The organism is Massilia sp. UYP34 (assembly GCF_056279385.1).
On the sequence record NZ_JBWBRF010000024.1, the window covers coordinates 1 to 25,976 of the forward strand.

26 protein-coding genes and 1 tRNA gene are annotated in these 25,976 nt (G+C 66.4%); 16 read left to right on the forward strand and 11 right to left on the reverse strand.

What is annotated here, in order from left to right:
* Positions 1 to 317 (reverse strand): transposase (locus ACZ9AQ_RS21895; protein ID WP_429206834.1); only part of this gene is annotated, 317 nt, incomplete at its 3' end.
* Positions 318 to 521: 204 nt separating this feature from the next.
* Here ACZ9AQ_RS21895 and ACZ9AQ_RS21900 point away from each other — a divergent pair.
* From ACZ9AQ_RS21900 to ACZ9AQ_RS21945, 10 genes are all read left to right on the forward strand, one after another.
* Positions 522 to 1,493 carry a bifunctional riboflavin kinase/FAD synthetase gene (locus ACZ9AQ_RS21900; protein ID WP_429206833.1) on the forward strand — a complete coding sequence of 324 codons (972 nt, stop codon included), beginning with the start codon at positions 522 to 524 and terminating at the stop codon, positions 1,491 to 1,493.
* A 99-nt stretch (positions 1,494 to 1,592) separates the two neighbouring features.
* Positions 1,593 to 4,490, forward strand: coding sequence for an isoleucine--tRNA ligase (gene ileS / locus ACZ9AQ_RS21905; RefSeq protein ID WP_429206832.1), 2,898 nt, complete (start codon positions 1,593 to 1,595; stop codon positions 4,488 to 4,490).
* Between the two features lie 81 nt (positions 4,491 to 4,571).
* The gene (gene lspA / locus ACZ9AQ_RS21910; RefSeq protein WP_429206831.1) at positions 4,572 to 5,114 is read left to right on the forward strand and encodes a signal peptidase II; all 543 of its coding nucleotides are present in this window, start codon (positions 4,572 to 4,574) and stop codon (positions 5,112 to 5,114) included.
* A gap of 17 nt (positions 5,115 to 5,131) precedes the next feature.
* Entirely contained in the window at positions 5,132 to 6,352 is a 1,221-nt protein-coding gene (gene coaBC / locus ACZ9AQ_RS21915; RefSeq protein WP_429206830.1) for a bifunctional phosphopantothenoylcysteine decarboxylase/phosphopantothenate--cysteine ligase CoaBC, read from the forward strand.
* A 21-nt stretch (positions 6,353 to 6,373) separates the two neighbouring features.
* Positions 6,374 to 6,823, forward strand: coding sequence for a dUTP diphosphatase (gene dut / locus ACZ9AQ_RS21920; protein ID WP_429206829.1), 450 nt, complete (start codon positions 6,374 to 6,376; stop codon positions 6,821 to 6,823).
* A 12-nt stretch (positions 6,824 to 6,835) separates the two neighbouring features.
* Positions 6,836 to 7,930, forward strand: coding sequence for a M48 family metalloprotease (locus ACZ9AQ_RS21925; RefSeq protein ID WP_429206828.1), 1,095 nt, complete (start codon positions 6,836 to 6,838; stop codon positions 7,928 to 7,930).
* Between the two features lie 115 nt (positions 7,931 to 8,045).
* A complete protein-coding gene (locus tag ACZ9AQ_RS21930) occupies positions 8,046 to 9,041 on the forward strand; it encodes an XdhC family protein (RefSeq protein ID WP_429206827.1) in 996 nt (331 codons plus the stop codon).
* A gap of 98 nt (positions 9,042 to 9,139) precedes the next feature.
* The gene (locus tag ACZ9AQ_RS21935; RefSeq protein WP_429206826.1) at positions 9,140 to 10,048 is read left to right on the forward strand and encodes a DMT family transporter; all 909 of its coding nucleotides are present in this window, start codon (positions 9,140 to 9,142) and stop codon (positions 10,046 to 10,048) included.
* Positions 10,045 to 10,965 (forward strand): DNA-3-methyladenine glycosylase 2, encoded by a 921-nt coding sequence (locus ACZ9AQ_RS21940; RefSeq protein WP_429206825.1) that lies wholly within the window; start codon positions 10,045 to 10,047, stop codon positions 10,963 to 10,965. Before ACZ9AQ_RS21935 ends, ACZ9AQ_RS21940 begins: the two co-directional genes overlap by 4 nt.
* 82 nt (positions 10,966 to 11,047) lie before the next feature.
* Positions 11,048 to 12,100 carry a glycosyltransferase family 2 protein gene (locus tag ACZ9AQ_RS21945; RefSeq protein WP_429206824.1) on the forward strand — a complete coding sequence of 351 codons (1,053 nt, stop codon included), beginning with the start codon at positions 11,048 to 11,050 and terminating at the stop codon, positions 12,098 to 12,100.
* A gap of 77 nt (positions 12,101 to 12,177) precedes the next feature.
* Here the strand turns inward: ACZ9AQ_RS21945 and ACZ9AQ_RS21950 are convergent, their stop codons facing one another.
* Both ACZ9AQ_RS21950 and ACZ9AQ_RS21955 read right to left on the reverse strand, forming a co-directional pair.
* Positions 12,178 to 12,591 (reverse strand): T6SS immunity protein Tdi1 domain-containing protein, encoded by a 414-nt coding sequence (locus ACZ9AQ_RS21950; RefSeq protein WP_005665771.1) that lies wholly within the window; start codon positions 12,589 to 12,591, stop codon positions 12,178 to 12,180.
* Between the two features lie 206 nt (positions 12,592 to 12,797).
* Positions 12,798 to 12,874, reverse strand: a tRNA-Met gene (locus tag ACZ9AQ_RS21955).
* Between the two features lie 184 nt (positions 12,875 to 13,058).
* Here ACZ9AQ_RS21955 and ACZ9AQ_RS21960 point away from each other — a divergent pair.
* The 5 genes from ACZ9AQ_RS21960 to ACZ9AQ_RS21980 all read left to right on the forward strand — a co-directional run bounded on the left by ACZ9AQ_RS21960 (position 13,059) and on the right by ACZ9AQ_RS21980 (position 17,490).
* On the forward strand, positions 13,059 to 13,640 hold the full coding sequence (locus ACZ9AQ_RS21960) for an NUDIX hydrolase (protein ID WP_429206823.1): 582 nt from the start codon (positions 13,059 to 13,061) through the stop codon (positions 13,638 to 13,640).
* Position 13,641: 1 nt separating this feature from the next.
* Positions 13,642 to 14,469, forward strand: coding sequence for a leucyl/phenylalanyl-tRNA--protein transferase (gene aat / locus ACZ9AQ_RS21965; RefSeq protein WP_429206822.1), 828 nt, complete (start codon positions 13,642 to 13,644; stop codon positions 14,467 to 14,469).
* 63 nt (positions 14,470 to 14,532) lie between these two features.
* Complete coding sequence (locus ACZ9AQ_RS21970) at positions 14,533 to 15,261, forward strand: arginyltransferase (RefSeq protein WP_429206821.1); 729 nt, start codon at positions 14,533 to 14,535, stop codon at positions 15,259 to 15,261.
* 121 nt (positions 15,262 to 15,382) lie between these two features.
* The gene (locus tag ACZ9AQ_RS21975; protein ID WP_429206820.1) at positions 15,383 to 16,441 is read left to right on the forward strand and encodes a quinone-dependent dihydroorotate dehydrogenase; all 1,059 of its coding nucleotides are present in this window, start codon (positions 15,383 to 15,385) and stop codon (positions 16,439 to 16,441) included.
* Positions 16,442 to 16,443: 2 nt separating this feature from the next.
* A complete protein-coding gene (locus tag ACZ9AQ_RS21980; protein WP_429206819.1) occupies positions 16,444 to 17,490 on the forward strand; it encodes an aldo/keto reductase in 1,047 nt (348 codons plus the stop codon).
* 183 nt (positions 17,491 to 17,673) lie between these two features.
* On the opposite strand, the gene ACZ9AQ_RS21985 is transcribed toward ACZ9AQ_RS21980, so the two are convergent.
* From ACZ9AQ_RS21985 to ACZ9AQ_RS22015, 7 genes are all read right to left on the reverse strand, one after another.
* Entirely contained in the window at positions 17,674 to 18,603 is a 930-nt protein-coding gene (locus tag ACZ9AQ_RS21985; RefSeq protein ID WP_429206818.1) for a CysB family HTH-type transcriptional regulator, read from the reverse strand.
* Positions 18,600 to 19,673, reverse strand: coding sequence for a sulfate/molybdate ABC transporter ATP-binding protein (locus tag ACZ9AQ_RS21990; protein WP_429206817.1), 1,074 nt, complete (start codon positions 19,671 to 19,673; stop codon positions 18,600 to 18,602). The genes ACZ9AQ_RS21985 and ACZ9AQ_RS21990 overlap by 4 nt, the downstream gene beginning before the upstream one ends.
* Before the next feature lie 19 nt (positions 19,674 to 19,692).
* Positions 19,693 to 20,598 carry a sulfate ABC transporter permease subunit CysW gene (cysW, locus tag ACZ9AQ_RS21995; RefSeq protein ID WP_429206816.1) on the reverse strand — a complete coding sequence of 302 codons (906 nt, stop codon included), beginning with the start codon at positions 20,596 to 20,598 and terminating at the stop codon, positions 19,693 to 19,695.
* On the reverse strand, positions 20,595 to 21,464 hold the full coding sequence (gene cysT, locus ACZ9AQ_RS22000) for a sulfate ABC transporter permease subunit CysT (RefSeq protein WP_429206815.1): 870 nt from the start codon (positions 21,462 to 21,464) through the stop codon (positions 20,595 to 20,597). Before cysT ends, cysW begins: the two co-directional genes overlap by 4 nt.
* A 117-nt stretch (positions 21,465 to 21,581) precedes the next feature.
* The gene (locus tag ACZ9AQ_RS22005; protein WP_429206814.1) at positions 21,582 to 22,355 is read right to left on the reverse strand and encodes a sulfite exporter TauE/SafE family protein; all 774 of its coding nucleotides are present in this window, start codon (positions 22,353 to 22,355) and stop codon (positions 21,582 to 21,584) included.
* 210 nt (positions 22,356 to 22,565) lie between these two features.
* Positions 22,566 to 23,204: a peroxiredoxin gene (locus ACZ9AQ_RS22010; protein WP_429206813.1), complete on the reverse strand. Its 639-nt coding sequence runs from the start codon at positions 23,202 to 23,204 to the stop codon at positions 22,566 to 22,568.
* A 104-nt stretch (positions 23,205 to 23,308) separates the two neighbouring features.
* On the reverse strand, positions 23,309 to 23,695 hold the full coding sequence (locus ACZ9AQ_RS22015) for a diacylglycerol kinase (RefSeq protein WP_429206812.1): 387 nt from the start codon (positions 23,693 to 23,695) through the stop codon (positions 23,309 to 23,311).
* Between the two features lie 149 nt (positions 23,696 to 23,844).
* On the opposite strand from ACZ9AQ_RS22015, the gene ACZ9AQ_RS22020 reads away from it, so the two are divergent.
* Positions 23,845 to 24,627: an IclR family transcriptional regulator gene (locus ACZ9AQ_RS22020; protein ID WP_429206811.1), complete on the forward strand. Its 783-nt coding sequence runs from the start codon at positions 23,845 to 23,847 to the stop codon at positions 24,625 to 24,627.
* Positions 24,628 to 24,780: 153 nt separating this feature from the next.
* Here ACZ9AQ_RS22020 and pbpG read toward each other — a convergent pair whose 3' ends face one another.
* The gene (gene pbpG, locus ACZ9AQ_RS22025) at positions 24,781 to 25,932 is read right to left on the reverse strand and encodes a D-alanyl-D-alanine endopeptidase (protein ID WP_429206810.1); all 1,152 of its coding nucleotides are present in this window, start codon (positions 25,930 to 25,932) and stop codon (positions 24,781 to 24,783) included.
* Positions 25,933 to 25,976 lie beyond the last annotated feature (44 nt).

Genomic DNA, 25,976 nt, shown 5'->3' on the forward strand with positions numbered 1-25,976 from the left:
AGCGTCGTCGCGTCCGGTGCCGACTCGTGCGTCAGGTCGATGCCGACAAAGCCGCGAATGGCCTGGCTATCGTAGATCGCATCCTCGATGCCTTCCTCCGACAGGCCGAAGCATTGCTGCGCGATGTACATGCGCAGCATTCGCTCCAGGCCGACTGGCGGCCGGCCGCGTCCGTCGCCCTTCGGGTAGTACGGCAACAGCGCAGCGACCAGTGCTGGCCAAGGCGTCACAGCCTCGATCTCGGCCAGGAACCGATCACGTCGGGTCTGCTTCTTTTTGTTGGTGAACTCGGCGTCGGAGAACGTGGTTTGCTTCATGGCGGCTCAGCAGGAATCGAAGACGTCATTGTGCCAGCTCGCACGCCAGCCGGGATCGGTCGACGATTAAATCAGCGCTTCCTTAACAATCACCGCGTCGGCGGCAGAGCCGCCGACCCTACGGGTTACCGCGCAGTTACCGTATATAATCAGGGTTTTCGCGCCGCTCCATTGTCGCGCGGCGTGCAACCGGACCCAGATTTGATGAAGGTATTTCGCGGACTTCCCAACGACAGGGCGCGCGCGCCCTGCGCGCTCACGATCGGCAATTTCGACGGCGTCCATCGCGGCCACCAGGCCCTGCTGGCCCACGTGCGCAGCGCCGCCGCCGGGCTCGGCCTGGAAGCGGCCGTGATGACGTTCGAACCCCATCCACGCGAATACTTCGCCCGCAAGTCCGGCGACCTGTCGCGGGCCCCGGCCCGCATCGCCAACCTGCGCGACAAGCTCGAAGATCTCGACCAGGCCGGCATCGACCGCGTGATCGTCGAGCATTTCAACGAACAGTTCGCCGCCATGTCGCCGCGCGACTTCGTCGAACGCGTGCTGGTCGACGGCCTGCACGTCAAGTGGCTGATGGTCGGCGACGATTTCCGCTTCGGCGCCAGGCGCCAGGGCGATATCGCGATGCTGGCCGAGGCCGGCCGCGAGTTCGGTTTCGACGTCCACACCCTGGGCGCCGTCATGCACGGCGACCAGCGCATCTCGTCCTCCGCCGTGCGCGCCGCCCTGCTGGAAGGCGATTTTCTGCGTACCAGGGAGCTGCTCGGCCATCCGTATGCGATGTCGGGCCACGTGATCCATGGCCAAAAGCTCGGCCGCACGCTCGGCTTTCCGACCATGAACCTGCGGGTGGCGCACCGTCCCGCCCTGTCCGGGATCTTCGTCGTGCAGGTGCACGGCCTGGCCGACGCGCCGCTGCCGGCCGTGGCCAGCCTGGGCGTGCGTCCGACTGTCGAAGATGCCGGCCGTATGCTGCTTGAAGTCCATGTGTTCGACTATGACCAGCCATGCTACGGCAAGCTGGTGCGCGTGGAATTCCTGGCCAAGCTGCGCGACGAAGAGAAATACGACGACCTGGCCACGCTCACCGCCGCGATCGACAACGACGCGGCCCAGGCGCGCGCCTTCTTCGCCCACCGCAACAGCGCGCTGACGGCGACCGACCGAATTTGAGCGCGCTTCCCGAGCCGCGCCGGCTCGTTGGAAGCGCCTCACCAGACTCTGCCGCGGCAGCTTGCGCCGTGCACACCGAATACTTACCAGAAGAAGCTTATGTCCGATACCAAACAGAACAACGGCCAGTCCCAGGCAACCAAGGGCCAGAAAAAGCCTGAGAGCAAATACCCGGTCAATATGACCGACACCCCATTCCCGATGCGCGGCGACCTCGCCAAGCGCGAGCCGGGCTGGGTCAAGCAATGGCAGGATAAAAAAATCTACGAGCGCGTGCGCAAGGCCGCCGCCGGCCGTCCGACGTTCATCCTGCACGACGGTCCGCCGTACGCCAACGGCGACATCCACCTGGGCCACGCCGTCAACAAGATCCTGAAGGACATGGTGATCAAGTCGCGCACCATCGCCGGCTTCGACGCGCCCTACGTGCCGGGCTGGGATTGCCACGGCATGCCGATCGAGATCCAGATCGAAAAACTGTACGGCAAGAACCTGCCGACCGCCGAAGTGCTGCACAAGGCGCGCGCCTATGCGCTCGAGCAGATCGACCGCCAGCGCGCAGGCTTCATCCGCCTGGGCGTGCTGGGCGAATGGGACAACCCATACATGACCATGGCCTACAGCAATGAAGCCGACGAGCTGCGCGCGCTCGGCATCCTGCTGGAAAAAGGCTATGTGTACCGGGGCCTCAAGCCGGTCAACTGGTGCTTCGACTGCGGTTCGGCGCTGGCCGAGGCCGAAGTCGAATACCAGGACAAGCGCGATCCGGCGATCGACGTCGGCTTCCCGTTCCACGAACACGACAAGATCGCCGCCGCCTTCGGCCTGGATAAACTCCCGGTCGAGAACGGCTTCATCGTGATCTGGACCACGACCCCGTGGACCATCCCGTCGAACCAGGCCCTGAACGTGGGCCCGGAAGTGAACTATTCGCTGGTGCGGGTCGAGCGTGACGGTCAGCCGCAACTGCTGATCCTGGGTTCGGAACTGGTCGAGACGGTGCTGGCCCGCTACAAGCTGGAAGGCACCGTCATCGCCACCACGGTCGGCGCCAGCCTCGAAGGGATCCGCTTCAAGCACCCGCTGCACGCCCAGGATCCGTTCTACGATCGCACCTCGCCGGTCTACCTGGCCGACTACGTGACCGTCGACAGCGGCACCGGCGTGGTCCACTCGGCCCCGGCCTACGGCCTGGAAGACTTCCAGTCGTGCAAGGCGCACGGCATGAAGGACGACGAGATGCTCAAGCCGGTGATGGGCGACGGCCGCTTCGCGGCGACCCTGCCGCTGTTCGGCGGCATGACCATCTGGGAAGCGAGCAAACCGATCTGCGCCGCGCTGACGGGCGCAGGCGCCCTGTTCGAACTGAAGATGTTCGATCACAGCTACATGCACTGCTGGCGCCATAAAACCCCGATCGTCTATCGCGCCACCAACCAGTGGTTCGCCGGCATGGACGTCACGCCGAAGGACGGCGGCCCGACCCTGCGCCAGAGCGCGCTGGCCGGCATCGAGAAGACGCAGTTCTTCCCGGACTGGGGCCAGGCGCGCCTGCACGGCATGATCGAGAACCGTCCGGACTGGACCCTGTCGCGCCAGCGCCAGTGGGGCGTGCCGATGGCCTTCTTCGTGCACAAGGAAACCGGCGCGCTGCACCCCCGCACGCCGGAACTGCTGGAACAGGTCGCCAAGCTGATCGAAGCGGGCGGCATCGACGCCTGGCACGAGCTCGACCCGGCCACCCTGCTGGGCGAGGACGCCGCGACCTATGAAAAGAACAAGGACACGCTGGACGTCTGGTTCGATTCGGGCAGCACCCACCAGACGGTGCTGCGCGGCTCGCACAAGGCGCAGTCGCGCTTCCCGGCCGACCTGTACCTGGAAGGCTCGGACCAGCACCGCGGCTGGTTCCACTCGTCGCTCCTGACCTCGTCGATGCTCAACGGGACCCCGCCCTACAAGGCGCTGCTGACCCACGGCTTCACCGTCGACGAGAACGGCAAGAAGATGTCCAAGTCGCTCGGCAACACGATGGCGCCGCAAAAGATCTCGGATACCCTCGGCGCCGACATCCTGCGCCTGTGGGTGGCCTCGACCGACTACACGGGCGAATTGTCGATCGGCGAAGAGATCCTCAAGCGCGTGACCGAATCGTACCGCCGCATCCGCAACACGCTGCGCTTCCTGCTGGCCAACACCTCGGACTTCGACCCGGCCAAGCACGCGGTGCCGATGCCTGAACTGCTCGAGATCGACCGCTATGCGATCGCCTCGATGGCGCAACTGCAGAACGACATCGCAGGCCACTTCGAGCGCTACGAGTTCCACCCGGTCGTCTCGCGCCTGCAGAACTACTGCTCGGAAGACCTGGGCGGCTTCTACCTCGACATCCTGAAGGACCGCCTGTACACCACGGGCGTGGAATCGACGGCGCGCCGCTCGGCGCAGACCGCGCTGTGGCATATCGCCCATTCGCTGCTGCGCGTGATGGCGCCGATCCTGTCGTTCACCGCCGAGGAAGCCTGGGCCGTGTTCGCCGGCCAGCAGGGGTATGCCGACAGCGACGAGACCATCTTCACCCAGACGCTGTGGACCTTCCCGGAACTGCCTGACGCCGAGGCGTTGCTGGCCAAGTATGCGCTGCTGCGCCAGGTCCGTACCGACGTCACCAAGCAGCTCGAGGAAGTGCGCACCTCGGGCGCCATCGGTTCCTCGCTGCAGGCGGAACTGGCGATCAAGGCCGCGGGCGAGAAGTACCGCGTGCTGGCCAGCCTGGACGACGACCTGAAGTTCGTCTTCATCACCTCGCAGGCGAGCGTCGGCGAAGTGACAAACGACGCCGACGAAGCCGTGGAAGTGGCGCCATCGAGCGCAGAGAAATGCGAGCGCTGCTGGCATTACCGCCGCGACGTCGGCCACGACCATGCGCATCCGACGCTGTGCGGCCGCTGCACCAGCAACCTGTTCGGCGCCGGCGAAAAGCGCCGCTACGCCTAAGCTCCCGCGGGTCGAGCGACCCGCGGGTTTTCCGCCATGCCGCCATCCCGGGCGGCATGGCGCGCACCGACACCACACACCATGGCAACCAAAAAGAAACCCCTCGCAGCAGGCCCGAAGTCGAGTCCATCCCTCGTCACCCGCGGCAGTACCGCCAGCCTGTTCCCCTGGATCGGCCTGTCCCTGATCATCGTCCTGCTCGACCAGGTCACCAAGATCACCGTCGAACGCACCTTCGCCTATGCCGAGACGCTGCCGATCACGAGCTTCTTCAACCTGATCAAGGTGTACAACCCGGGCGCGGCGTTCAGCTTCCTGGGCGACGCCGGCGGCTGGCAGCGCTGGCTGTTCCTGGGAATCGCGATCGCCGCCGTGGTGTTCTGCATCTACATGATGTCGAAGAATTCGAGCCAGCGCCTGTTCTGCTTTGCCCTGGCCCTGATCATGGCCGGCGCGATCGGCAACGGCATCGACCGCGTGGTGCACGGCCACGTGATCGACTTCCTCGATTTCTACTGGGCCGGCATCGGTCACTTCCCGGCCTTTAACATCGCCGACATCGGCATCTCGGTAGGCGCCGTCCTGTTCGTCCTCGACGAGCTGCGCCGGGTTAACAAGTCTTGAGCGCAAGGAGCTTGAACATGGAGCTGAAAGGCAAGCGCATCGTCCTCGGCCTGACCGGCGGCGTGGCCTGCTACAAGGCGGCCGAGCTGTGCCGCGCCCTGGTCAAGCAGGGCGCCAGCGTGCAGGTGGTCATGACCGACGCCGCCACGCACTTTATCGGCGCGGTCACCATGCAGGCCCTCTCGGGCCAGCCGGTCTACCTGGACCAGTGGGACGCGCGCATGGCCAACAACATGGCCCACATCGACCTGACCCGCAACGTCGATGCGATCCTGATCGCGCCCTGCTCGGCCGACTTCATGCGCAAGCTCGCGCACGGCGCGGCCGACGACCTGCTGTCGACGCTGTGCCTGGCGCGGCCGCGCCACGTGCCGCTGCACGTGGCGCCGGCGATGAACGTCGAGATGTGGGAAAACCCGGCCACCCAGCGCAACGTCGCCCGGCTGGTCGAAGACGGCATTGGCCTGTTCGGTCCCGGCTGCGGATCGCAGGCCTGCGGCGAGACGGGCCTGGGCCGCATGCTCGAAGCCGACGAACTGGTCGAAGAACTGATCGCCTCGTTCCAGCACAAGGTGCTGGCCGGACGGCGCGTCCTGATCACGGCCGGCCCCACGTTCGAGCCGATCGATCCGGTGCGCGGCATCACCAATCTGTCGTCGGGCAAGATGGGCTATGCGCTGGCGCGCGCGGCGCGCGAAGCCGGCGCCGAAGTGACTCTGGTCTCGGGCCCGGTGTCGCTCCCCACGCCGCACGGCGTGCGCCGCATCGACGTGCTGACCGCGCAACAGATGCACGACGCCGTGATGGCGGGCGTGGAAGGCCAGCACGTGTTCATCGGCGTGGCGGCGGTGGCCGACTGGCGCGTGGCAAATGCCAGCGACCAGAAGATCAAGAAGACGGCGGACGGCGCGCCGCCGCAACTGGAATTCACGCAGAACGCCGACATCCTGGCCGCGGTGGCCGGCACGGTGTCGTTGTCCGGCTGGCCCTACTGCGTCGGCTTCGCGGCCGAATCCGAGCAGCTGGAACGGTACGGCGCCGCCAAGCGCGAAAAGAAGGGCATTCCCCTGTTGGTGGGCAATATCGGCCACCAGACTTTCGGGCAGGATGACAATACCGTGATCCTGTTCGACGAGAGCGGCCAGACGGTGCTCGAGCGGGCCGACAAGCTGACCCTGGCGCGCCAGCTGGTGTCCGAAATCGCCAAGCGCATCGAACAACGCTCGCTGCTCACCTGAATCATCGACGACAAGCACCACATGAAGAATATCGATCTGAAAATCCTCGACCCGCGCATGCACGACCTGCTGCCGGCCTACGGCACCCCGGGCAGCGCGGGCCTCGACCTGCGCGCCTGCCTCGACGCGCCGCTCACCATCGAGCCCGGCCAGACGGTGCTGGTGCCGACGGGTCTCGCCATCCACATCGGCGACCCGGGCTACGCCGCCATGATCCTGCCGCGCAGTGGGCTCGGCCATAAGAGCGGCATCGTTCTGGGCAATCTGGTAGGCTTGATCGACTCCGATTACCAGGGCCAGCTGATGGTCTCCACCTGGAACCGCAGCGCCGCCGCCTTCGTGCTGCAGCCGATGGACCGCCTGGCGCAGCTGATCGTGGTGCCGGTGCTGCAGGTCGGCTTCAACGTGGTACAAGAGTTCGCATCGAGCGACCGTGGCGCCGGAGGCTTCGGCAGCACCGGCAAACAATAACAGAGGAGGACCATGATCCCTATGCACCGTCTTGAACGCTTCAAGTCAGCGGCCCTGATCGCTGGCGCCGCGGCCTTGCTGGCCGCCTGCAGCACGCCGGGCCAGATGCAATCGTCGACCACGCCGGGGGTGATCCCGAGCCAGGCGCCGGGCAAGCCCGAGGTCACGCCGCAGATGGCGGCGGCGGCCGACACGCTCACCCGCATGGCGACCCAGCACGACCGCCTGTACCGGATCGCGGCCCCCCTCCTGATCGACAACGCCCAGCTGTGCACCAGGCACGCGCGCAACCTGCTCGGCTTCACGGCCAAGAACCGCTACACCTATCCGGGCCAGTACAACGAGGCCGCCTGGGTGGTGCTGGGCATGGGCGAGCGCCTGCAGGTCACCAACGTCCTCAACGGCAGCGGCGCGGCCCGGGCCGGCCTGCGCCAGGGCGACCACCTGCTGGCCGCCGCCGGCACGCCGCTGCCGGAGGGCCCGAACGCCCTGTCCAAGGCCGGCGCCGTGTTCGGCCCGATCGTGTCGAAGCAGGCCAGCCTGCCGCTGTCGATCGAGCGCAACGGCAACCAGCGCGACCTGACCATCCCGGTCACCCGCGCCTGCGCCTTCGCGATCGAGCTGGGCAACGCCGACAACATCAACGCCTACGCCGACGGCTCGCGCGTGATGGTCACCCGCGGCATGCTGGGCTTCGCCCGCAACGACGACGAGCTGGCCTACGTGGTGGCGCGCACGATGGCGCACAATATGCTGGGCCACGCGGCCACGCAGCGCAATGCAGCCACCATCGGCAGCATCATCGACAACCTCACCGCGATCACGCCCGATACGTCGATGCTGATCGGCAGCGGCGGCATCAAGGCCATGCCGGTGGCCGACGACGTGGCGGCCGATCGGCTGGCGATCTACCTGGCGGCGCGCGCCGGCTACCGCATCGAAGGGGCGTCCGCCTTCTGGAAGCGCCTGGCGGCCACCTACCCGGCGCGCATCCTCAACGGCTACACGGCCAACCATCCGTCGACCACGCAGCGGCTCGCGGCGATCGACAAGGCGGTGGCCGAGGTGAAGGCCAAGCAGAGCGGCAAGAAACCGCTGGTGCCCTGACCCGGCCGGCGTGCGCGGCGGCGCCATGCCGCGCACGCCCGGTCCGACGCCCTCCCCGCTTTTTTTGTATGATTGTCCATCTCGTATCTATCCCGCATACGGCGGCGACCACATCATGGACAGCATCGACCTCGACGTACTGAAGACCTGCGCCGCCTGGCTTGCCGGCGGCCAGCGCTGCCAGCTGGTCACGGTGATCAAGACCTGGGGCTCGAGCCCGCGCCCGGTCGGCGCCACGCTCGCCATCTGCGAGGATGGCCAGGTGGTCGGCTCGGTCTCCGGCGGCTGCATCGAAGACGACCTGATCGCCCGCGTGCGCGACAACGGCATCGAGATCGCCCTCCCCGAAATCATCAGCTACGGCATCAGCGCCGACGAGGCGCACCGCTTCGGCCTGCCCTGCGGCGGCACCATCGAACTGGCGATCGAGCCGCTGTCGACCGAGAGCCGCATTCCCGAACTGCTGGCGCGCCTGGATGGGGGCGAGCTGGTCGAGCGTCGCGTGCACCTGGCCAGCGGCGCGGTCACCCTCGAGCAAGCCCAGGCCAGCGCCATCCAGCGCATCGAGGATGGCGTGCTGCACACCCTGCACGGCCCGCGCTGGCGCCTGTACATCATCGGCGCCGGCCCGCTGTCGCGCTTCCTGGCCACGATCGCGGCCGGCATGGATTACCGCGTCACGGTGTGCGACCCGCGCGAGGAATATCGCAGCGGCTTTTCCATTCCCGGCGTGAGCCTGGTGCACGCCATGCCCGACGACCTGGTGATCGACGCGAAGCTCGATGCGCGCAGCGCCGTGGTGGCGCTGACCCACGATCCCAAGCTGGACGACCTGGCGCTGATGGAAGCGCTCAAGTCCGACGCCTTCTACGTCGGCGCCATCGGCTCGCGCGCCAACAACGCCAAGCGGCGCGAGCGCCTCAAGCTGTTCGACCTCACCGAGGCCGAACTGGCGCGCCTGCACGGCCCGATCGGGATCTACATCGGCAGCAAGACGCCGGCCGAGATCGCGATCTCGATCATGGCCGAGATGACGGCCGTGAAGAACGCGGTGCCGCAGACGATGCTGGTGCCGCACGCCGCCGCGCTGACCCTGGCCAGCGCGGCCTGAACGCGGATCGGGCGCGCATTCGACAGCAAGCAGCGGCTGGCAGGAAAGCGCCGGTCCTGCCACAATGGCCCGTTATCAGACGGGCCATCTTTTTATTAATGAACACCGCGAACATGCTGCGCCTGGTGGCGCTGGCCGCCATCTGGGGCGGCTCCTTCCTCTTCATGCGCATTGCCGCGCCCGTGCTCGGGCCGGCGGTGCTGATCGAATACCGGGTCGGCCTGGCCGCCCTGTTCCTGGCGCTGGTGGCCTGGGTGTTCCACCTGCGCGGCAAAGGCGCCCCGCTCGACGTGCGCCGCCACTGGAAGCACTACCTGATCCTCGGCCTGTTCAATTCGGCCCTGCCCTTCCTGCTGTTCGCCTTCGCCGCGCGCACCCTGTCGGCCTCGGTGCTGTCGGTGCTGAACGCCACCGCGCCGATGTGGGGCGCGCTGGTCGGCGCCGTGTGGGCGCGGCAGAGGGTAGCCAGCCGCAGCGCGCTCGGCCTGCTGCTGGGCACCGGCGGCGTGGCGCTGCTGGTCGGCTTCGACCACGTCGCCGAGCGGCCCGGCGCCGGCATCGCGGTCGGCGCGGCCCTGGTCGCGGCGTTCAGCTACAGCATCGCCAGCCAGTATGCGAAATCTGCTCCGGCGGTGGCGCCGTTCGCCAACGCCCACGGCTCGATGTGGGCGGCCGCCATCCTGGTGCTGCCGCTGGTCGCCTTCTTCCCGGCGCCGGGCGAGCCGACGCCGGGCATCATGGCCGCCGTGCTGGCGCTGGGCGTGGTCTGCAGCGGCATCGCCTACATCCTCTATTTCAAGCTGATCGAGGAAGTCGGCACCACCTCGGCGCTCACCGTCACCTTCCTCAATCCCCTGTTCGGCATCCTGTGGGGCGCGCTGTTCCTGCACGAAGCCATCGGCTGGCACACGATCGCCGGCGCGGCCATCGTGCTGCTCGGGACTGCGCTGGTGACGGGCTTCCGGCCGCGCGTCGGGCGCGCAGCCGCGGCGGCGGGCGGCAAATGATGGAGACGGTGAAGACGGTGGAGGCGACGCAGGCCATCGCCCTGCCGCCGGGCTACCGGGTGGCCGACGTCATTGCCTTCCACGGCCGCGATGCCGAAGGCCTGGCCGAGCAGGTGTCGCCGCAAGGCCTGCGCAAGGGCGTGCTGCTGGACGGCGTGCCGACCCTGCTCGACATCCGTTTCGACGACGGCATGGCGCGCTGCCGCATCGCCTTCGACGTGCCGATAGACATGTCCGACATGCCCGGCATGCCCGCGCTCGACGCGCTGGCCCGGGACGCGCTGCTGAACGTGCTGGGCCTGCGCATCGACCCGGCCGCCTTTGCCGCCTTCGCGCACGCCGATCCCGTGCTCGGTCCCGTGCTCGCGCGCGCGCCGGGCCTGCGCATCGTGCAATCGGCCACCGTGTTCGAGGCCCTGACCTGGGCCATCATCGGCCAGCAGATCAACCTCGGCTTCGCAATCGCCCTGCGCCGCACATTGATCCAGCTGGCCGGCCGCCGGCATTCGACTGGCTTGTGGTGTTACCCGGAAGCACCCGACGTCGCCCGCCTGGCGCTGGAAGAGCTCACCAGTCGCAAGTTCTCGACCGCCAAGGCCGAGACCGTGCTGCGCGTGACGCGCATGGTGGTCGACGGCAGCCTGGCGCTCGAGCGCAGCCGCGACGCCGCCCAGGTGAGCCAGGAACTGCTGGCGATCAAAGGCGTCGGCCCCTGGACCGTCAATTATGTGCTATTACGCGGCTATGGCTACCCAGATTGCTCGCTCGAAGGCGACGTGGCCGTGCGTACCGCGCTGCACAATCTGACCGGCAGCGCCGAGCGGCCGACCCTGGCCGAAGCCCAGCGCCTGCTGGCGCGCTATGCGCCGCACCGCACCATGGCGGCCGCCTACCTGTGGGCCAGCCTGGCCGAATAGCAGGCGCGAACGTCGCCCGGCGATGTTTTCAATTGGAAAGACAGACGGCGTTCCGGCAAGGACGTATGATATATTCAGCAACATGAACACCCCGCTTTCCACCTCTTCCAGCAGCGCAGGCAGCACTGCCGCCGCGCCTGCGAGCGCGGCGATCGCCGTCGTGATTCCTTACTTTCAGCGCCAGGAAGGCGTGTTGCAAAAGGCGCTGGCCTCGATCGGCGGCCAGCAGCTATACCCTGCCGAAGTCATCGTGGTCGACGACAGCTCGCCGGTGCCGGCGCGGGGGGAGGTGGAGGCCGTGCAGCGGCGCTGGCCGCACCTGAACATACGCGTGATCGAACAGCCGAACGGCGGACCCGCCGCGGCGCGCAACAAGGGGCTCGACAGCGTGTCGCCGCAGTGCGACTACGTGGCTTTCCTGGATTCGGACGACGAGTGGCACGATACGCACCTGCTGCATGCGAACGCCGCCCTGGCGCCGGGTAACGACTTCTATTTTTCGGATTTTTTCCGTCTCGGCCAGTCGAACACCGTGTTCGAGCAGAGCACGGCGTTCAGGAAAGACGCGCACCCGGTGTTGCCGGGCGGCTTCCCGGTTGCGCAGTACCAGGGCGACATGACGGAACAGATCCTCGGCGCCAACGTCATCGGCACGTCGACCGTCGTGTACCGCTTCCGCAAGTTCGCCAACCAGCGTTTTCGCGAAGAATTCGTCTATGCCGGCGAGGACTTCCTGTTCTGGCTGACGCTGAGCACCCTGACGAAGAGCTATGTATTTGGCACCACAGCGGAAGTGACCTATGGCCGCGGCGTGAACATCTACGCCGGCTCGGGCTGGGGCACCGAAAAGTCGATGGACCGCCTGCATTACGAAACCAAACTCGAGCTCGCGCTGCCGCGCCTGTTCAGGCTCAACGCCGAGCAACGGGGGCGCAACCGCGCCAAGCTCCGGTTTCTGCGCCAGACCATGCTCAAGGACATCGTCCACCGGCTGGCGCATCGCAAGACCATCAACGCCCCGCTGCTGCGCCGCCACCTGGCAATGGACCCGCTGCTGCCATTGTACGTGCCGTCGGTCGCGTGGCAGATGGTCGCCGGACGCCTGCGGCCCCAGGCCGCCGCGCGCAAGGAATAAGCGCCTGCCCCTTGCCGGGACAGGTAGCGCTTGCTCCTTACCGGAAACCGGCGCCCGGCATGGTCGTCGCCAGGGCGTCAGTTCCAGCGCGGCAAGCCGTCGAACTGCTGCGCACCCTCGCCCGAAAATCGGATGAGCTCTGCCAGCGGCACCGTGGCCAGGTTGTCGCAGCCGTAGTGCCCGCCCAGCGCGCTGGGAATCTTGAGGCAGTATTTGCGCCCCTCGGTCAGCGGCCCCAGCGCGGCTTCAGCCAGGCGCACCGCCTCGGGCATGTACCAGTCGTTGAGAAAATCCTGGTTGTAGGCCAGCGCGTCGAGCGCGGCGCGACTGCGCGCCAGCGGCTCGCAGACCAGCTCTTGCGGACGCAGGCACCAGAAATGGTCGTCCTCGTCGCGGATGATGAGGTTGCCGAAGGCATTGGCCCCGAGAACTTCGACGGCGCTCATGCCGACCCAGCCCCAGGCCTCGTTGATGTCGTCTACATCGATCATGGTCATCGCCCCTGACTGTCGCCATCGCGCGTCGCGCGGCGGTTCGCAGGGTTGGACAGGCCGGGCTCGTGTGCATTGCAGCAAAGGCGAGCGGGTTTGACCTGCGTCGAGGCCGTTAAGATGGGGAAAGACGTTGCCCGACTCGAAAAACATCGGCCCGGAAAACGGAAAAGCCGCTGACTCTTGCGAGTCAGCGGCTTTGAAACTGGTTGCGGGGACAGGATTTGAACCTGTGACCTTCGGGTTATGAGCCCGACGAGCTGCCAGACTGCTCCACCCCGCGTCTGTGAAATGAATTATACGCGCATTCCCGTTATTAGGCAAATGCAATACTGCGGCGATATGCGATTGCAACACGATATAGCGCATGGTCCGGCCGACGACAGGGCCTGCTCACCACCCGGGCGCAGCCCTATCGCCCCCGCATTCGGTGTAAAGTAAGGGCAATACCAATTCGTCACACAACCATGAAATTCTGCTCCGAGTGCGCCCACCCCGTCCTGCTCACCATTCCCGAAGGCGATAACCGGCCGCGCTACGTCTGCACCCATTGCCACACGATCCACTACCAGAATCCGAAACTCGTGGTCGGCTCGATCCCGGTCTGGGAGGCCGACGGCCGGCTCCAGGTCCTGCTGTGCAAGCGTGCGATCGAGCCGCGCTACGGCTACTGGACCCTGCCGGCCGGCTTCATGGAAAACGAGGAGACCACCGGGCAGGCGGCGCTGCGCGAGACCGAGGAAGAAGCCGGCGCCAACGTCGAGCTCGGCCCCTTGTTCACCCTGCTCAACGTAGCCCACGTACACCAGGTCCACCTGTTCTACCGGGCGCGCCTGCTCGACCTGGACTTCGCGGCCGGCATCGAAAGCCTGGACGTGCAGTTGTTTACCGAAGCCGACATCCCCTGGGACGACCTGGCCTTCCCCACCATCCGCAGCACGCTGGAACTGTTCTTCGCCGACTGGATCAAAGTGCGCGAGGGGGGCGACTACGGCTTTCACAGCCGCGACATCGATCGCCCGATGATCGCCCCACGCGAACCGGATTGAGATGATTCCCTGGCTCGAGACCGATACGCCGTTTCCCGACGTATCCAAGGCATTGACGGTCGAGGCGCCGGGCCTGCTCGCGGCCGGCGCCGACCTGTCGCCGCCGCGCCTGCTGCAGGCTTACCGCAACGGTATTTTCCCCTGGTTTTCCGAAGGCCAGCCCATCCTGTGGTGGAGCACCGACCCGCGCATGGTGCTGTACACGGCCGACTTCAAGGTGAGCGACAGCCTGGCCAAGACGCTACGCAAGGTCGAGCGCAGCCGCCTCGAAGGGGGGCGTTGGGACGTGCGCTTCGACTCCGCGTTCGCCGACGTCATGCGCGCCTGCGCCGCGCCGCGCCGCGACGGCCCCGGCACCTGGATCTCGAACGAGATCATCGGCGGCTACAGCGGCCTGCACGCGCTGGGCTATGCCCACTCGTCCGAAGTCTGGCTCGACGGCGAACTGGTGGGCGGCGCCTATGGCGTCTGCATCGGCCGCATGTTCTATGGCGAATCGATGTTCGCGCGGGTGTCCGACGCTTCCAAGGTCGCGCTGGCCTACCTGGTGGCCTTCCTGCGCCGGCACGGCGTGCAGATGATCGACTGCCAGCAGGAGACCGGCCACCTGGCCTCGCTCGGCGCGGCGCCGATCCCGCGCAGCCGCTTCCTGGAGCACCTGCGCGCCGCCATCGCCGAGCCGCCCATCCGCCACTGGACGGTCGGTGCGCCGCTCGCAGCGCCAGGCGCGGCACCATCCGCGCCGTCCACGCCGTCCATGCCAGCCGCGGCGTCCACCGTGCAGCCCGACCAGACCGGCAATTCGCCCGCGATACCGTTGGATGGCTAACGGTGGGCCCGACCGGTTTTCGCTAGAATAGGCCCATCACACGTCGTCTCGAGAGTTTTTTGCATGACGCACCTACACGACCTGCCATTCGCGACGCTGCAGTTCTACACGACGGCGCCCTACCCCTGCAGCTATCTCGACGCGCGCCAGGCGCGTTCGCAGGTCGCCACACCGTCGCACCTGATCAATGCCGACGTGTATTCCGAACTGGTCAAGAATGGCTTCCGGCGCAGCGGCATCTTTACCTACCGCCCCTACTGCGACGGCTGCCAGGCCTGCATCCCGGTGCGCGTCAAGTGCGCGGACTTCACGCCCAACCGCACCCAGCGCCGCGCCTGGAAACGCCATGGCGACCTGGTCGCGATGGTGGCCAACCTGGCCTTCTCCGACGAGCACTACGCGCTCTACCTGCGCTACCAGACCACGCGCCACGTGGGCGGCGGCATGGACCAGGACAGCCGCGACCAGTACGCCCAGTTCCTGCTGCAAAGCCGCGTCAACACGCGCCTGGTCGAATTCCGCGAACCGGACGGCCTGCTGCGCATGGTGTCGATCATCGACGTGCTGTCCGACGGCCTGTCGTCGGTATATACCTTCTTCGACCCCGACGTCGAGAATGCCTCCTACGGCACCTACAATATCCTGTGGCAGGTGAACCAGGCCCACGAGCTGGGATTGTCCTACGTCTATCTCGGGTACTGGATCGAACAGAGCCCCAAGATGGCCTACAAGATCAACTTCCGGCCGCTCGAAGCCCGCATCGACGGCGAATGGGGCGTGCTGCAGCGTTAGCAGTCCGCTCCCGGCGCTGCCATGGCGTGTGATACAAGTGCTAACAAAGTCGTCGCTACTTGACTACGTATGCCGCAGCGCATCACGTTAGAATGATGGGGAGATCCTTTTAGAGTTCCCCATGCCCGACAAATTCCTGTACACCCTCGTTCGCCCCGCACTGTTCTCGCTCGATCCGGAGACGGCCCACAACTTCACCCTGCCCATGCTGCGTCGGGCAGCCGCGCTCGGCCTGACGGGCGGATTCCGGAAACCCCTGCCCGACCCGCGCACCGTCATGGGCATCACCTTCCCCAACCCGGTCGGCCTGGCCGCCGGCCTGGACAAGGATGGCGCCTACATCGACGGCCTGGCCGCGCTCGGCTTCGGCTCGATCGAGATCGGCACCGTCACCCCGCGCGGCCAGGCCGGCAACCCCAAGCCGCGCATGTTCCGCCTGCCGCGCGCGCGCGGCATCATCAACCGCATGGGCTTCAACAACGGCGGCGTCGACGCCTTCGTGGCCAACGTCCAGGCATCGCGCTTCTACCAGGAGCGCCAGGGCGTGCTGGGCCTGAACATCGGCAAGAACGCCGACACGCCGATCGAACGCGCGGCCGAGGATTACCTGCACTGCCTGCGCAAGGTCTATCCATATGCGAGCTACGTGACGGTGAACATCTCGTCGCCCAACACCAAGAACCTGCGCCAGCTGCAGGGCGCCTCGGAACTGGACGGCCTGCTGGCGCAGCTGAAGGCGGAGCAGACCAGGCTGGCCGAGCACCACGGCCACTACGTGCCGATCACGCTCAAGATCGCGCCCGACGTCGACGGCGACCAGATCCGCGACATCGCCGGCGCCCTGCTACGCCACAAGATCGACGGCGTGATCGCCACCAACACCACGCTCAACCGGCGCGACGTCGAGGGCATGAAGCATGCGCAGCAGGCCGGCGGCCTGTCCGGCGCCCCGGTGTTCGAGCAGTCCAACATCGTGATCCGCGCGCTCAAGACCGAGCTGCGCGACGACATCCCGATCATCGGCGTGGGCGGCATCATGCGCGGCCAGGACGCGAAGGCCAAGATCGCGGCCGGCGCCCAGCTGGTGCAGCTGTACAGCGGCCTGATCTACGCGGGCCCGAGGCTGGTGCGCGAGTGCGCCGACGCGCTGCGCGAGAGCGGCACGAAAAAGAAGAGATGAGCATGCAGCGCAAGACGCTGGGCCGCACCGACCTCGCGGTGAGCGCCGTCTGCCTCGGCACGATGACCTTCGGCGAGCAGAATACCGAGCAGGAAGCGCACGCCCAGCTGGACTACGCCCTCGAGCGCGGCATCAACTTCATCGATACCGCCGAGCTGTATCCGGTGCCGCCGAGCGCGGCGACCCAGGGTGCGACCGAGCGCTTCATCGGCTCCTGGCTCAAGGCGCGCGGCGGCCGTGACAAGCTGGTGCTGGCGACCAAGATCGCCGGCCCGAACGGCAACCAGGCCTGGATCCGCGGTTCAAGACACAACCTCGACGCCGCCAACCTGCGCGCGGCCGTCGACGCCAGCCTGCGCCGCCTGCAGACCGACTACATCGACCTCTACCAGCTGCACTGGCCGAGCCGCAACGTGCCGATCTTCGGCGCCAACGCGTTCGATCCGCGCAAGGAACGCGGCGGCGTGGCGATCGAGGACACCCTGCGCGCCCTGGCCGACCTGGTCAAGGCAGGCAAGATCCGCCACATCGGCGTGTCCAACGAAAGCCCGTGGGGCGTGTGCGAATTCGTCAAGCAGGCCGAGATCCACGGCCTGCCGCGCATCGCCACCATCCAGAACCTGTACAACCTCACCGCGCGCGCATTCGAGACCACCCTGCTGGACGAAGTCTGCTACCGCGAGGACGTGAGCCTGCTGGGCTACAGCCCGCTCGCCTTCGGCCAGCTGAGCGCCAAGTACGTCGACGACCCGCAGGCGCGCGGCCGCTTGAGCATCTATCCGCCGACCTGGAGCCCGCGCTACCTGCGCCCGGCGGTCCTGGAGGCCACCCGCGAGTATGCGGCGCTGGCGCGCGCGCACGGCTTGACGCCGGCGCAGATGGCGCTGGCCTGGTGCTATTCGAGGTGGTTCATGGGCTCGACCATCGTCGGGGCGACCACGCTGGCGCAGCTGGAAGAGAACATCGATGCGGCGCAGATCACCCTCAGTGACGAAGTGGTGCGGCGCATCGATGAGATTCATGGCCGGATCACGAACCCGGGCCAGTAGGCCAGGGCGACAAGCCGAACCGTCAACTACGTCGTCCCCGCGCAGGCGGGGACCCAAGTTCTGCAAGCGTCGTCGAAACGCTTGCAAGATTGGGTCCCCGCCTGCGTGGGGACGACGTTTTTTCGCTAACTCAAGAAGACTTTCGCCTTCACTTGACGTCATTGGGACACACGCCCCGTTTCCTCATTCCGCCGTCGCGATCGCCTTCTCGATATCGGCCCGCGTATAGCCCTGGGCGAAACGTTCGATGAAGTGGAAGGCATACGCGCGCAGGTACGTGCCGCGGCGCACCGCCAGGCGCGTCACGTTCTGCGCGAACAGATGCGAGGCCTCGATCGCGCGCAGCCCCTTGTCGCGGCCATGGTCGAACGCCATCGAGGCGACGATGCCCACGCCCAGGCCCAGCGACACGTACTGCTTGATCACGTCCGAATCCATCGCGGTGAGCACGATGTCCGGCGCCAGCCCGGCCTCGACGAAGGCGGCGTCGATGTGGCTGCGGCCGGTAAAGCCGACGTCATAGGTGATGAGCGGGTGCTCGGCCAGGTCTTCCAGGCGCAGCAGCGAGCCGCTGGCGAAGATCGGATGGCCCTCGGGCGCCACGACCAGGTGGCTCCAGCGGTAGCACGGGAAGGACACCAGGTCGGGGAAAGCCGACAGGCCCTCGGTCGCGATCCCGATGTCGGCCTTGCCGGAAGCCACCCATTCGGCGATGTGTTCCGGTGAACTCTGCTGCAAGGCGATGCGCACATTGGGGAAGGCGGCGCGGAACGACTGCACCACCTGCGGCAGCGCGTAGCGCGCCTGGGTGTGGGTGACGGCGACCGTGAGCGTGCCGCTGTCCTGCGCAGCGTACTCGCGGCTGGCCTGCTGCAGGTTCTCGGCTTCGACCAGCAGCTTTTCGACGATGCGCAGGATGCCCTTGCCCGGCGGCGTCAGGCCGGTCAGGCGCTTGCCGTTGCGCTCGAAAATGACCACGCCCAGCTCTTCCTCCAGCTCGCGGATCTGGCGCGAGACGCCCGGCTGCGAGGTGAACAGTGCGTTGGCGACTTCGGTCAGGTTGAAGTCGCGCCGGGCCGCTTCGCGGACCGAGCGCAACTGTTGGAAGTTCATATCGCGTTTCCTTCGTCGACGAACACTTCGATGCGGCGCGGACGCACCACCAGCGTCTCGCCTTCCTTGAGGCCCAGGCTGGCGAAGCGCTCGTTCGGCATCACCGCCTCGATCAGCTGCTGGTTGTCGGCGCGCTCCAGGTCGAGCTGGGCCAGCGGGCCGATCGCATGCGCGCGGCGCAGCTTGGCCACCACGCCTTCGGCGCCGGGCGTGTAGCGCTCCACGTCCAGGTCGTGCGGCCGCACGTAGCCGATGCCGGCGCCGTCACGCACGCCGGCGTGCTGCGGCGCCTGGAAACTCACATCGCCGCTGGCCAGCACGCCGTCGTTGACGCGGCCATGGAACAGGTTGACGTTGCCCAGGAAGCCGTACACGAAGGGCGAGGCCGGGTTGTTGTACACCTGGTCGGGGCTGCCCAGCTGCTCCACGCGACCCTTGTTCATCAGGACCACCTGGTCGGCCACTTCGAGCGCTTCTTCCTGGTCGTGGGTGACGAAGATCGAGGTCACGTGCAGGTCGTCGTGCAGGCGGCGCAGCCAGCGCCGCAGTTCCTTGCGCACCTTGGCGTCGAGCGCGCCGAACGGTTCATCGAGCAGCAGCACGCGCGGCTCCACCGCCAGCGCGCGCGCCAGGGCGATGCGCTGGCGCTGGCCGCCCGAGAGCTGCGGCGGATAGCGGTCGGCGATCCAGTCGAGCTGCACCAGCTCGAGCAGCTGCTTGACCTTCTCGCGGATCTGGGCTTCGCTCGGGCGGTCCTTGCGCGGCTTGACGCGCAGGCCGAAGGCGACGTTCTCAAACACGGTCATGTGCTTGAACAGCGCATAGTGCTGGAACACGAAGCCGACCTGGCGCTCGCGCACATGGCGGTGCGAGGAATCCTGGCCGTCGAGCAGCACGGCGCCGGAATCCGGGTATTCGAGGCCGGCGATGATGCGCAGCAGCGTGGTCTTGCCGCAGCCCGACGGGCCCAGCAAGGCGGTCAGTTCGCCGTCGGGGAACTGCAGCGAAACGTCGTCGAGCGCCGTGAACTGGCCGAACTGCTTGCGGATATGTTGTACTTCGATCGTCATGCGTGGCTCCGGCGTTGTTTCAGTGAGGGGCGTCGGTCGAAGCCCTGCGGGCTTCGTGCAGACGCCATTCGATTATGGACTTGACGGCCAGGGTCACCAGGGCGAGCAGCGCCAGCAGCGATGCGACGGCGAAGGCGGCCGTGAAGTTGTATTCGTTGTAGAGGATCTCGACGTGCAGCGGCATCGTGTTGGTCTCGCCGCGGATGTGGCCCGACACCACCGACACCGCGCCGAACTCGCCCATCGCACGGGCATTACACAGGATCACGCCATACAGCAGGCCCCATTTGATGTTCGGCATCGTCACGCGCCAGAAGGTCGACCAGCCCGAGGCGCCCAGCACCAGCGCGGCTTCCTCTTCTTCGGTGCCCTGCTGCTGCATCAGCGGAATCAGCTCGCGCGCCACGAACGGGAAAGTGATGAACACCGTGGCGAGCACGATGCCCGGCACCGCGAACAGGATCTTGATGTCGTGTTCCGCCAGCCAGGGACCGAACCAGCCCGAGGCGCCGAACAGCAGCACGTACATCAGGCCCGCGATCACCGGCGAGATCGAGAACGGCAGGTCGATCAGCGTCAGCAGGAGGCTCTTGCCGCGGAATTCGAACTTGGTGATGGCCCATGCCGCCGCCACGCCGAACACCAGGTTCAGCGGCACCGAGATCGCGGCTGCGATCAGGGTCAGCTTGATCGCGGATAAGGCGTCCGCATCGACGATCGCTTCGACGTAGACCTGCCATCCTTTTTTCAGCGCTTCGGTGAACACCGCCGCCAGCGGAATGAACAGGAACAGCGTCAGGAAGACGAGCGCGACGGCGATGAGGGCCACGCGCACCCAGCGCGGCTCGAGCACGCTGGTGTCGAGGCGCTTGTTGTTGGCGGGGCGTTTCGCCGGCTGCGCCACGTTGTCGAGGACCGCGCTCATGCCTTGCCCGCCCGTTTGCGCGTCCACGCCTGAAGAAGGTTAATCGTCAGCAGCAGGATGAAGGAGAACACCAGCATCACCACCGCGATCGCGGTCGCGCCGGTGTAGTCGTACTGCTCCAGCTTGGAGATGATCAAGAGCGGCGTGATCTCGGACACCATCGGCAGGTTGCCGGCGATGAAGATGACGGAGCCGTATTCGCCGGTGGCGCGGGCGAAGGCCAGCGCAAAGCCGGTCAGGAGCGCCGGCACGATGGTCGGCAGCACCACGCGCACGAAGGTCTGCAGCGGCGGCGCGCCCAGGCTGGCGGCGGCTTCCTCGAGTTCGCGCTCGGCTTCTTCGAGCACCGGCTGCACCGTGCGCACGACGAACGGCAGGCCGATGAAGGTCAGCGCCACCACCACGCCCAGCGGCGAGAACGCCACCTTGATGCCCAGCGTCGCCAGGTACTGGCCGATCCAGCCGTTGTGGGCGTACAGCGCGGTGAGCGTGATGCCGGCCACCGCGGTCGGCAGCGCGAACGGCAGGTCGACCAGGGCGTCGACGAAGCGCTTGCCGGGGAACTGGTAACGCACCAGCACCCAGGCCACGATGCCGCCGAAGACGACGTTGATGGCGGCCGCGATCAGGGATGCGCCAAAGCTCAGGCGGTAGGACGCCATCACGCGTTCGGACGTGACGGTGGCCCAGAAATCCGCCCAGCTCATGGTGGAGGTTTTCAGGAACACTGCCGACAGCGGAATGAGGACGATCAGCGCCAGGTAGAACAGCGTGAAGCCCAGCGAAATGCCGAAGCCGGGAATTACCCGGCCCGGTCGCTTGGGCTTGGGTGTTGCCGTGCTGCCCGGCAATGCAAGCGAAGTCATGCGAATCCTTATTACAAATTCTTCTATTGGACTCGAATATTCTCACGCTATATTCATAAAGCAAACGAAAGAATACTTATTTGCATAGACGGTAAACGCTATTTGATAGAGCGCAGTTTACAGCACCAGTTTGGCGGCCACCGCGGTCAGCGTGGTGGCCAGCAGCGCGCGCAAGAACCGCTCCGGGACGGCGCGCGCCGCCATGGCGCCAAGGGTAATGCCGGGCACCGAACCGACGAGCAGGGTCAGCAGCAACATCCAGTCGATCGAGCCGAGCCACCAGTGGCCGAGCGCGGCGATGGCGGTCAGCGGCACCGCGTAGGCGATGTCGGTGCCGGCCACTTCGGCCGGGGTCAGCTTGGGATACAGGAACACCAGCAGCGTCGCGCCGATGGCGCCGGCGCCGATCGAGGAGACCGTCACCAGCACGCCCAGCACGGCGCCGGAGATGATGGTGACCACCGCCAGGGTGCGGCCCTGCAGCTGGCGTTCCGGGTGGGCATGGATCCAGGCCATCAGGCGGCTGCGCAGCAGCAGCGCCAGCACGGTCAGCATCACCGAGCCGGCGATCGTGTAGCGGATCACCTGCCCGAGCTGTTCACTGAGCGCGCCGAAGTAGTTGAGCGCGATGGCGGCCACCACGGCCGCCGGCAGCGCGCCCAGGCACAGTCGGCCGACGATCGGCCAGTGCACGGTGCGGGTGAAGCGGTGGGTGATGGTGCCGGCGCTCTTGGTGATCGCGGCGAAGGCGAGGTCGGTGCCGACCGCGACCGAGGGCGAGACCCCGAACATCAGGGTCAACAGGGGCGTCATCAGCGAGCCGCCGCCGACGCCGGTCATGCCGACCAACAAACCTACCGCGAATCCTGCTATTACATACGTCATCGACATGCCGAGCTCTCCTGTAGCGTACAGGGTAAGGCGCAGGCTGCCGGTTTCCAAAGGACAGCTTTCTCATTTGCTTATGCAAAGATATTCGTCCCATGACGCTGACCATCGCGGGTTCGTTGGCTGAACACCACGAAAAACGGCGAACCTGGGTTCGCCGTCTTGCGGTGCGCACGGGCAATCGCGCCCGTGCAGCCAGCCATTCGATGCGGATTACTTGTTTGGCTGTGGCGTCAGGCGCAGGTAAGGACGCGGCGCCTCGAAGCCTTTCGGATACTTCTGCTTGATCACTTCGGGATCGGTGACGGTCAGCGGGATGATGACCGGGTCGCCGTCCTTCCAGTTGCCCGGCGTGGCGACGGTGTAGCCGTCGGTCAGTTGCAGGGCATCGATCACGCGCAGCACTTCGTCGAAGTTGCGGCCGGTGCTCATCGGGTAGGTGATAGTCAGGCGCACTTTCTTGGCCGGGTCGATCACGAATAGCGAGCGCACGGTGGCGGTGGCCGAGGCGTTCGGGTGGATCATGTCGTACAGCTCGGACACGGTCTTGTCGGCATCGGCCACGATCGGGAAACCGACCACGGTCTGCTGGGTTTCCTCGATGTCGCGGATCCAGTCGAGGTGCTTGTCGGCCGGGTCGACCGACAGCGCGATCGCCTTGACGTTGCGCTTGTCGAACTCCGGCTTGAGCTTGGCGGTCAGGCCCAGCTCGGTCGTGCATACCGGCGTGAAGTCGGCCGGGTGCGAGAACAGCACCACCCAGGATTCGCCTGCCCACTCGTGGAAGCGGATCTTGCCGATGCTGGAATCCTGCTCGAAATCGGGAGCGGTGTCGCCGAGGCGTAAGGTCATAGTCTTCTCCATGGTTAAGTCATACATATTGCCGCCCGCAAACGCCGGCAGCGCGCCGCCGGCAGGGGCGGTCCTGAATGAACCCGCCACCCACGCGGATGGCGTCAAACAAAACGGTTGTACAGCACGACGGCCCAGGTGGCGGCCGCCAGCAGCAGGGTCAGGGCCACCGCGGCGCTGCCCAGGTCCTTGGCCGCCTTGGACAATGGATGGCGCTCCAGCGAGATGCGGTCGACCACCGCCTCGATCGCCGAATTGATCAGCTCGACCACCATCACCACGACCAGCACGCCGATCAGGGCCAGCTTCTGGAAACCGGACACCGGCAGCAGCAGCGCCGCCACGCTGGCGATGGCGATCACCACGACCTCTTGCCGGAACGCCGCTTCGCTGCGCCAGGCCCAGCGCAGGCCGTCCCAGGTGTTGCGGCAGGCGGCGCCGAGCCGCTCCAGGCCGCGCAAGGTCTTGAACTCGCTGATCGGGTTTTCCATCGTGCCTGGCATCCAACATGCGGGAACGACATTATGCCCGGTCCCGTACAAGCATGTGGCAAGTCGGCCCGCGACGCAACCCGCCGGTTTGCATCATCTTTTCACATCATGGTATAAAGGGAACGATACTGCACTGCACCAACCACATCATGAAAATGGAAACGCCCACCCCAGCCAAGACATCGATCCAGGTCATCGAGCGCATGATGGCGCTGCTCGATGCATTGGCAAGCTATACCGATCCGGTCAGCCTCAAGGAATTGTCGCGGGTATCGGGCCTGCATCCCTCGACCGCGCACCGCATCCTCAACGACATGGTGGTCACGCGCTTCGTCGACCGGGTCGAGCCGGGCACCTACCGCCTCGGCATGCGCCTGCTGGAACTGGGCAACGTGGTCAAGAGCCGGCTGTCGGTGCGCGAAGCGGCGCTCGACGCCATGCGCGCCCTGCACCGCAAGACCCAGCAGACGGTGAACCTGTCGGTGCGCCAGGGCGACGAGATCGTCTACATCGACCGCGCCTTCTCGGAGCGCTCGGGCATGCAGGTGGTGCGCGCCATCGGCGGGCGCGGCCCGCTGCACCTCACCTCGACCGGCAAGCTGTTCCTGTCGGTGGACGACGTCAAGGCGATCCGCGCCTATGCCACCCGCACGGGGCTGGCGGGCCACACGCGCAATTCGATCACCGAACTGGCGCGGCTGGAGCGCGAGCTGAGCCTGGTGCGGGCGCGCGGCTATGCGCGCGACAACGAGGAACTGGAACTGGGCGTGCGCTGCATGGCGGCCGGCATCCATGACGACAGCGGCAAGCTGGTGGCGGGATTGTCGATCTCGGCGCCGGCCGACCGCTTGCAGGAAGACTGGCTCGAAGATCTGGTGCAGACGGCGTCGCGGATTTCGTCGACGCTCGGTTACCGGTCGACGCCGGTATAAGGGCACGTCGAAAAACCTGCTGCGCGTTGCATTTTCGGTCTGCGATGCTCGCTGTACTCCAGTACAGCTGCGCTTCTCAACCTGCGCGGCCCGACCGAAACTGCTGCCGCTCGCAACGGTTTTTCGAGGCGCCCTTAAGCCGCCCCGTCGTGACTAATGCGGCAGCGCCGGGGCGCTGGCCGTGATCGTCGGCGTGCGCACCGCGTCGACGTCCATGCGGTCCGGCAGCGACTCGATCCAGCGGCGGATGCGGCCGGCGTCGGCCGTGCGCGACATCTTGCCTTTCGAATCCAGGAACACCATCACCACATTGCGGCCATGGATCATGGCCTGCATCACCAGGCAACGCCCCGCTTCATTGATGAAGCCGGTCTTTTGCAGGCCGATGTTCCAGTCCGGCAGCGACACCAGGTAGTTGGTGTTCGCGTAATGCATGGTGCGACCGCTGGCCTGCACGGTCGATTTCGGCGTGGTGGAGAATTCGCGCAGCAGCGGGTCTTCGTGGGCCGCCATCACCAGCTTGACGAGGTCGCGCGCGCTCGAGACGTTGCGGCTCGACAGGCCGCTGGTATCGACGTAACGGGTGTCCTTCATGCCGAGTGCGCGCGCCTTGGCGTTCATCGCGGCGACGAAGGCTTCGATGCCGCCCGGGTAGTTGCGGCCCAGCGCCGAGGCGGCGCGGTTCTCGGAACTCATGAGGGTGATGTGCAGCAGTTCGCGCCGCGTCATGCGCGCGCCGACCGGCAGCCGCGAGCTGCTGTATTTCAGGCGGTCGACGTCGGCGTCGGTGACGCGCAGCACTTCGTCGAGATCCTGCTTGGCCTCCATCACGACCATGCCGGTCATCAGCTTGGTGATCGAGGCGATCGGCAGCGCGACGTTGGCGTTCTTCTCGAACAACACTTCGGCGCTGTTCTGGTCCACCACATAGGCGACGCTGGAGCGCAGGGACAGCGGATCGTCCGTCTTGTCCAGGCCCGCCCTGTCGCCCGCCGTCGCGACCGCCGCGACCGCGGCCGCCGCGGTACGCGCGGGGTGATAGGTGACGACGCGCTTGCCGTTGACGGTCCGCACCCGGCGCACCATGCGCTGGCCATTGGCGCCGACGCTGGCGACTTCCTTGCGCTTCTTGGTGGCGCGGGCCTTGGCTTTGCGCTTGGGCTTTTTCTTGGCAACCTTGGCAGGCTTGGACTTCTGCGCCTGTTCGGTTGCGCCCGCACCTGCGCCCGCCCCCGCACCGGATGCCTGCATTGGTGCAATAGCGAACAACGTGGCGACAACCGCAGCCAAAACAAGTTTAAACATCGAAACGCCCCTGAACCAAACTGATGAGATACAGATGAAAGTGT

Coding starts and splice junctions, on each gene's coding strand:
- ACZ9AQ_RS21940 (WP_429206825.1), top strand. CDS start 10,045: ATGATGGAGACGGTGAAGACGGTGGAGGCGACGCAGGCCATCGCCCTG.
- ACZ9AQ_RS21960 (WP_429206823.1), top strand. CDS start 13,059: ATGAAATTCTGCTCCGAGTGCGCCCACCCCGTCCTGCTCACCATTCCC.
- coaBC (WP_429206830.1), top strand. CDS start 5,132: ATGGAGCTGAAAGGCAAGCGCATCGTCCTCGGCCTGACCGGCGGCGTG.
- aat (WP_429206822.1), top strand. CDS start 13,642: ATGATTCCCTGGCTCGAGACCGATACGCCGTTTCCCGACGTATCCAAG.
- ACZ9AQ_RS21975 (WP_429206820.1), top strand. CDS start 15,383: ATGCCCGACAAATTCCTGTACACCCTCGTTCGCCCCGCACTGTTCTCG.
- ACZ9AQ_RS21980 (WP_429206819.1), top strand. CDS start 16,444: ATGCAGCGCAAGACGCTGGGCCGCACCGACCTCGCGGTGAGCGCCGTC.
- ACZ9AQ_RS21935 (WP_429206826.1), top strand. CDS start 9,140: ATGAACACCGCGAACATGCTGCGCCTGGTGGCGCTGGCCGCCATCTGG.
- ACZ9AQ_RS21925 (WP_429206828.1), top strand. CDS start 6,836: ATGATCCCTATGCACCGTCTTGAACGCTTCAAGTCAGCGGCCCTGATC.
- ACZ9AQ_RS21930 (WP_429206827.1), top strand. CDS start 8,046: ATGGACAGCATCGACCTCGACGTACTGAAGACCTGCGCCGCCTGGCTT.
- cysT (WP_429206815.1), bottom strand. CDS start 21,464: ATGACTTCGCTTGCATTGCCGGGCAGCACGGCAACACCCAAGCCCAAG.
- ACZ9AQ_RS21985 (WP_429206818.1), bottom strand. CDS start 18,603: ATGAACTTCCAACAGTTGCGCTCGGTCCGCGAAGCGGCCCGGCGCGAC.
- pbpG (WP_429206810.1), bottom strand. CDS start 25,932: ATGTTTAAACTTGTTTTGGCTGCGGTTGTCGCCACGTTGTTCGCTATT.
- ACZ9AQ_RS22010 (WP_429206813.1), bottom strand. CDS start 23,204: ATGACCTTACGCCTCGGCGACACCGCTCCCGATTTCGAGCAGGATTCC.
- ACZ9AQ_RS22020 (WP_429206811.1), top strand. CDS start 23,845: ATGAAAATGGAAACGCCCACCCCAGCCAAGACATCGATCCAGGTCATC.
- cysW (WP_429206816.1), bottom strand. CDS start 20,598: ATGAGCGCGGTCCTCGACAACGTGGCGCAGCCGGCGAAACGCCCCGCC.
- ileS (WP_429206832.1), top strand. CDS start 1,593: ATGTCCGATACCAAACAGAACAACGGCCAGTCCCAGGCAACCAAGGGC.
- ACZ9AQ_RS21970 (WP_429206821.1), top strand. CDS start 14,533: ATGACGCACCTACACGACCTGCCATTCGCGACGCTGCAGTTCTACACG.
- lspA (WP_429206831.1), top strand. CDS start 4,572: ATGGCAACCAAAAAGAAACCCCTCGCAGCAGGCCCGAAGTCGAGTCCA.
- ACZ9AQ_RS21950 (WP_005665771.1), bottom strand. CDS start 12,591: ATGATCGATGTAGACGACATCAACGAGGCCTGGGGCTGGGTCGGCATG.
- ACZ9AQ_RS21945 (WP_429206824.1), top strand. CDS start 11,048: ATGAACACCCCGCTTTCCACCTCTTCCAGCAGCGCAGGCAGCACTGCC.
- ACZ9AQ_RS22015 (WP_429206812.1), bottom strand. CDS start 23,695: ATGGAAAACCCGATCAGCGAGTTCAAGACCTTGCGCGGCCTGGAGCGG.
- ACZ9AQ_RS21900 (WP_429206833.1), top strand. CDS start 522: ATGAAGGTATTTCGCGGACTTCCCAACGACAGGGCGCGCGCGCCCTGC.
- ACZ9AQ_RS21990 (WP_429206817.1), bottom strand. CDS start 19,673: ATGACGATCGAAGTACAACATATCCGCAAGCAGTTCGGCCAGTTCACG.
- dut (WP_429206829.1), top strand. CDS start 6,374: ATGAAGAATATCGATCTGAAAATCCTCGACCCGCGCATGCACGACCTG.
- ACZ9AQ_RS22005 (WP_429206814.1), bottom strand. CDS start 22,355: ATGTCGATGACGTATGTAATAGCAGGATTCGCGGTAGGTTTGTTGGTC.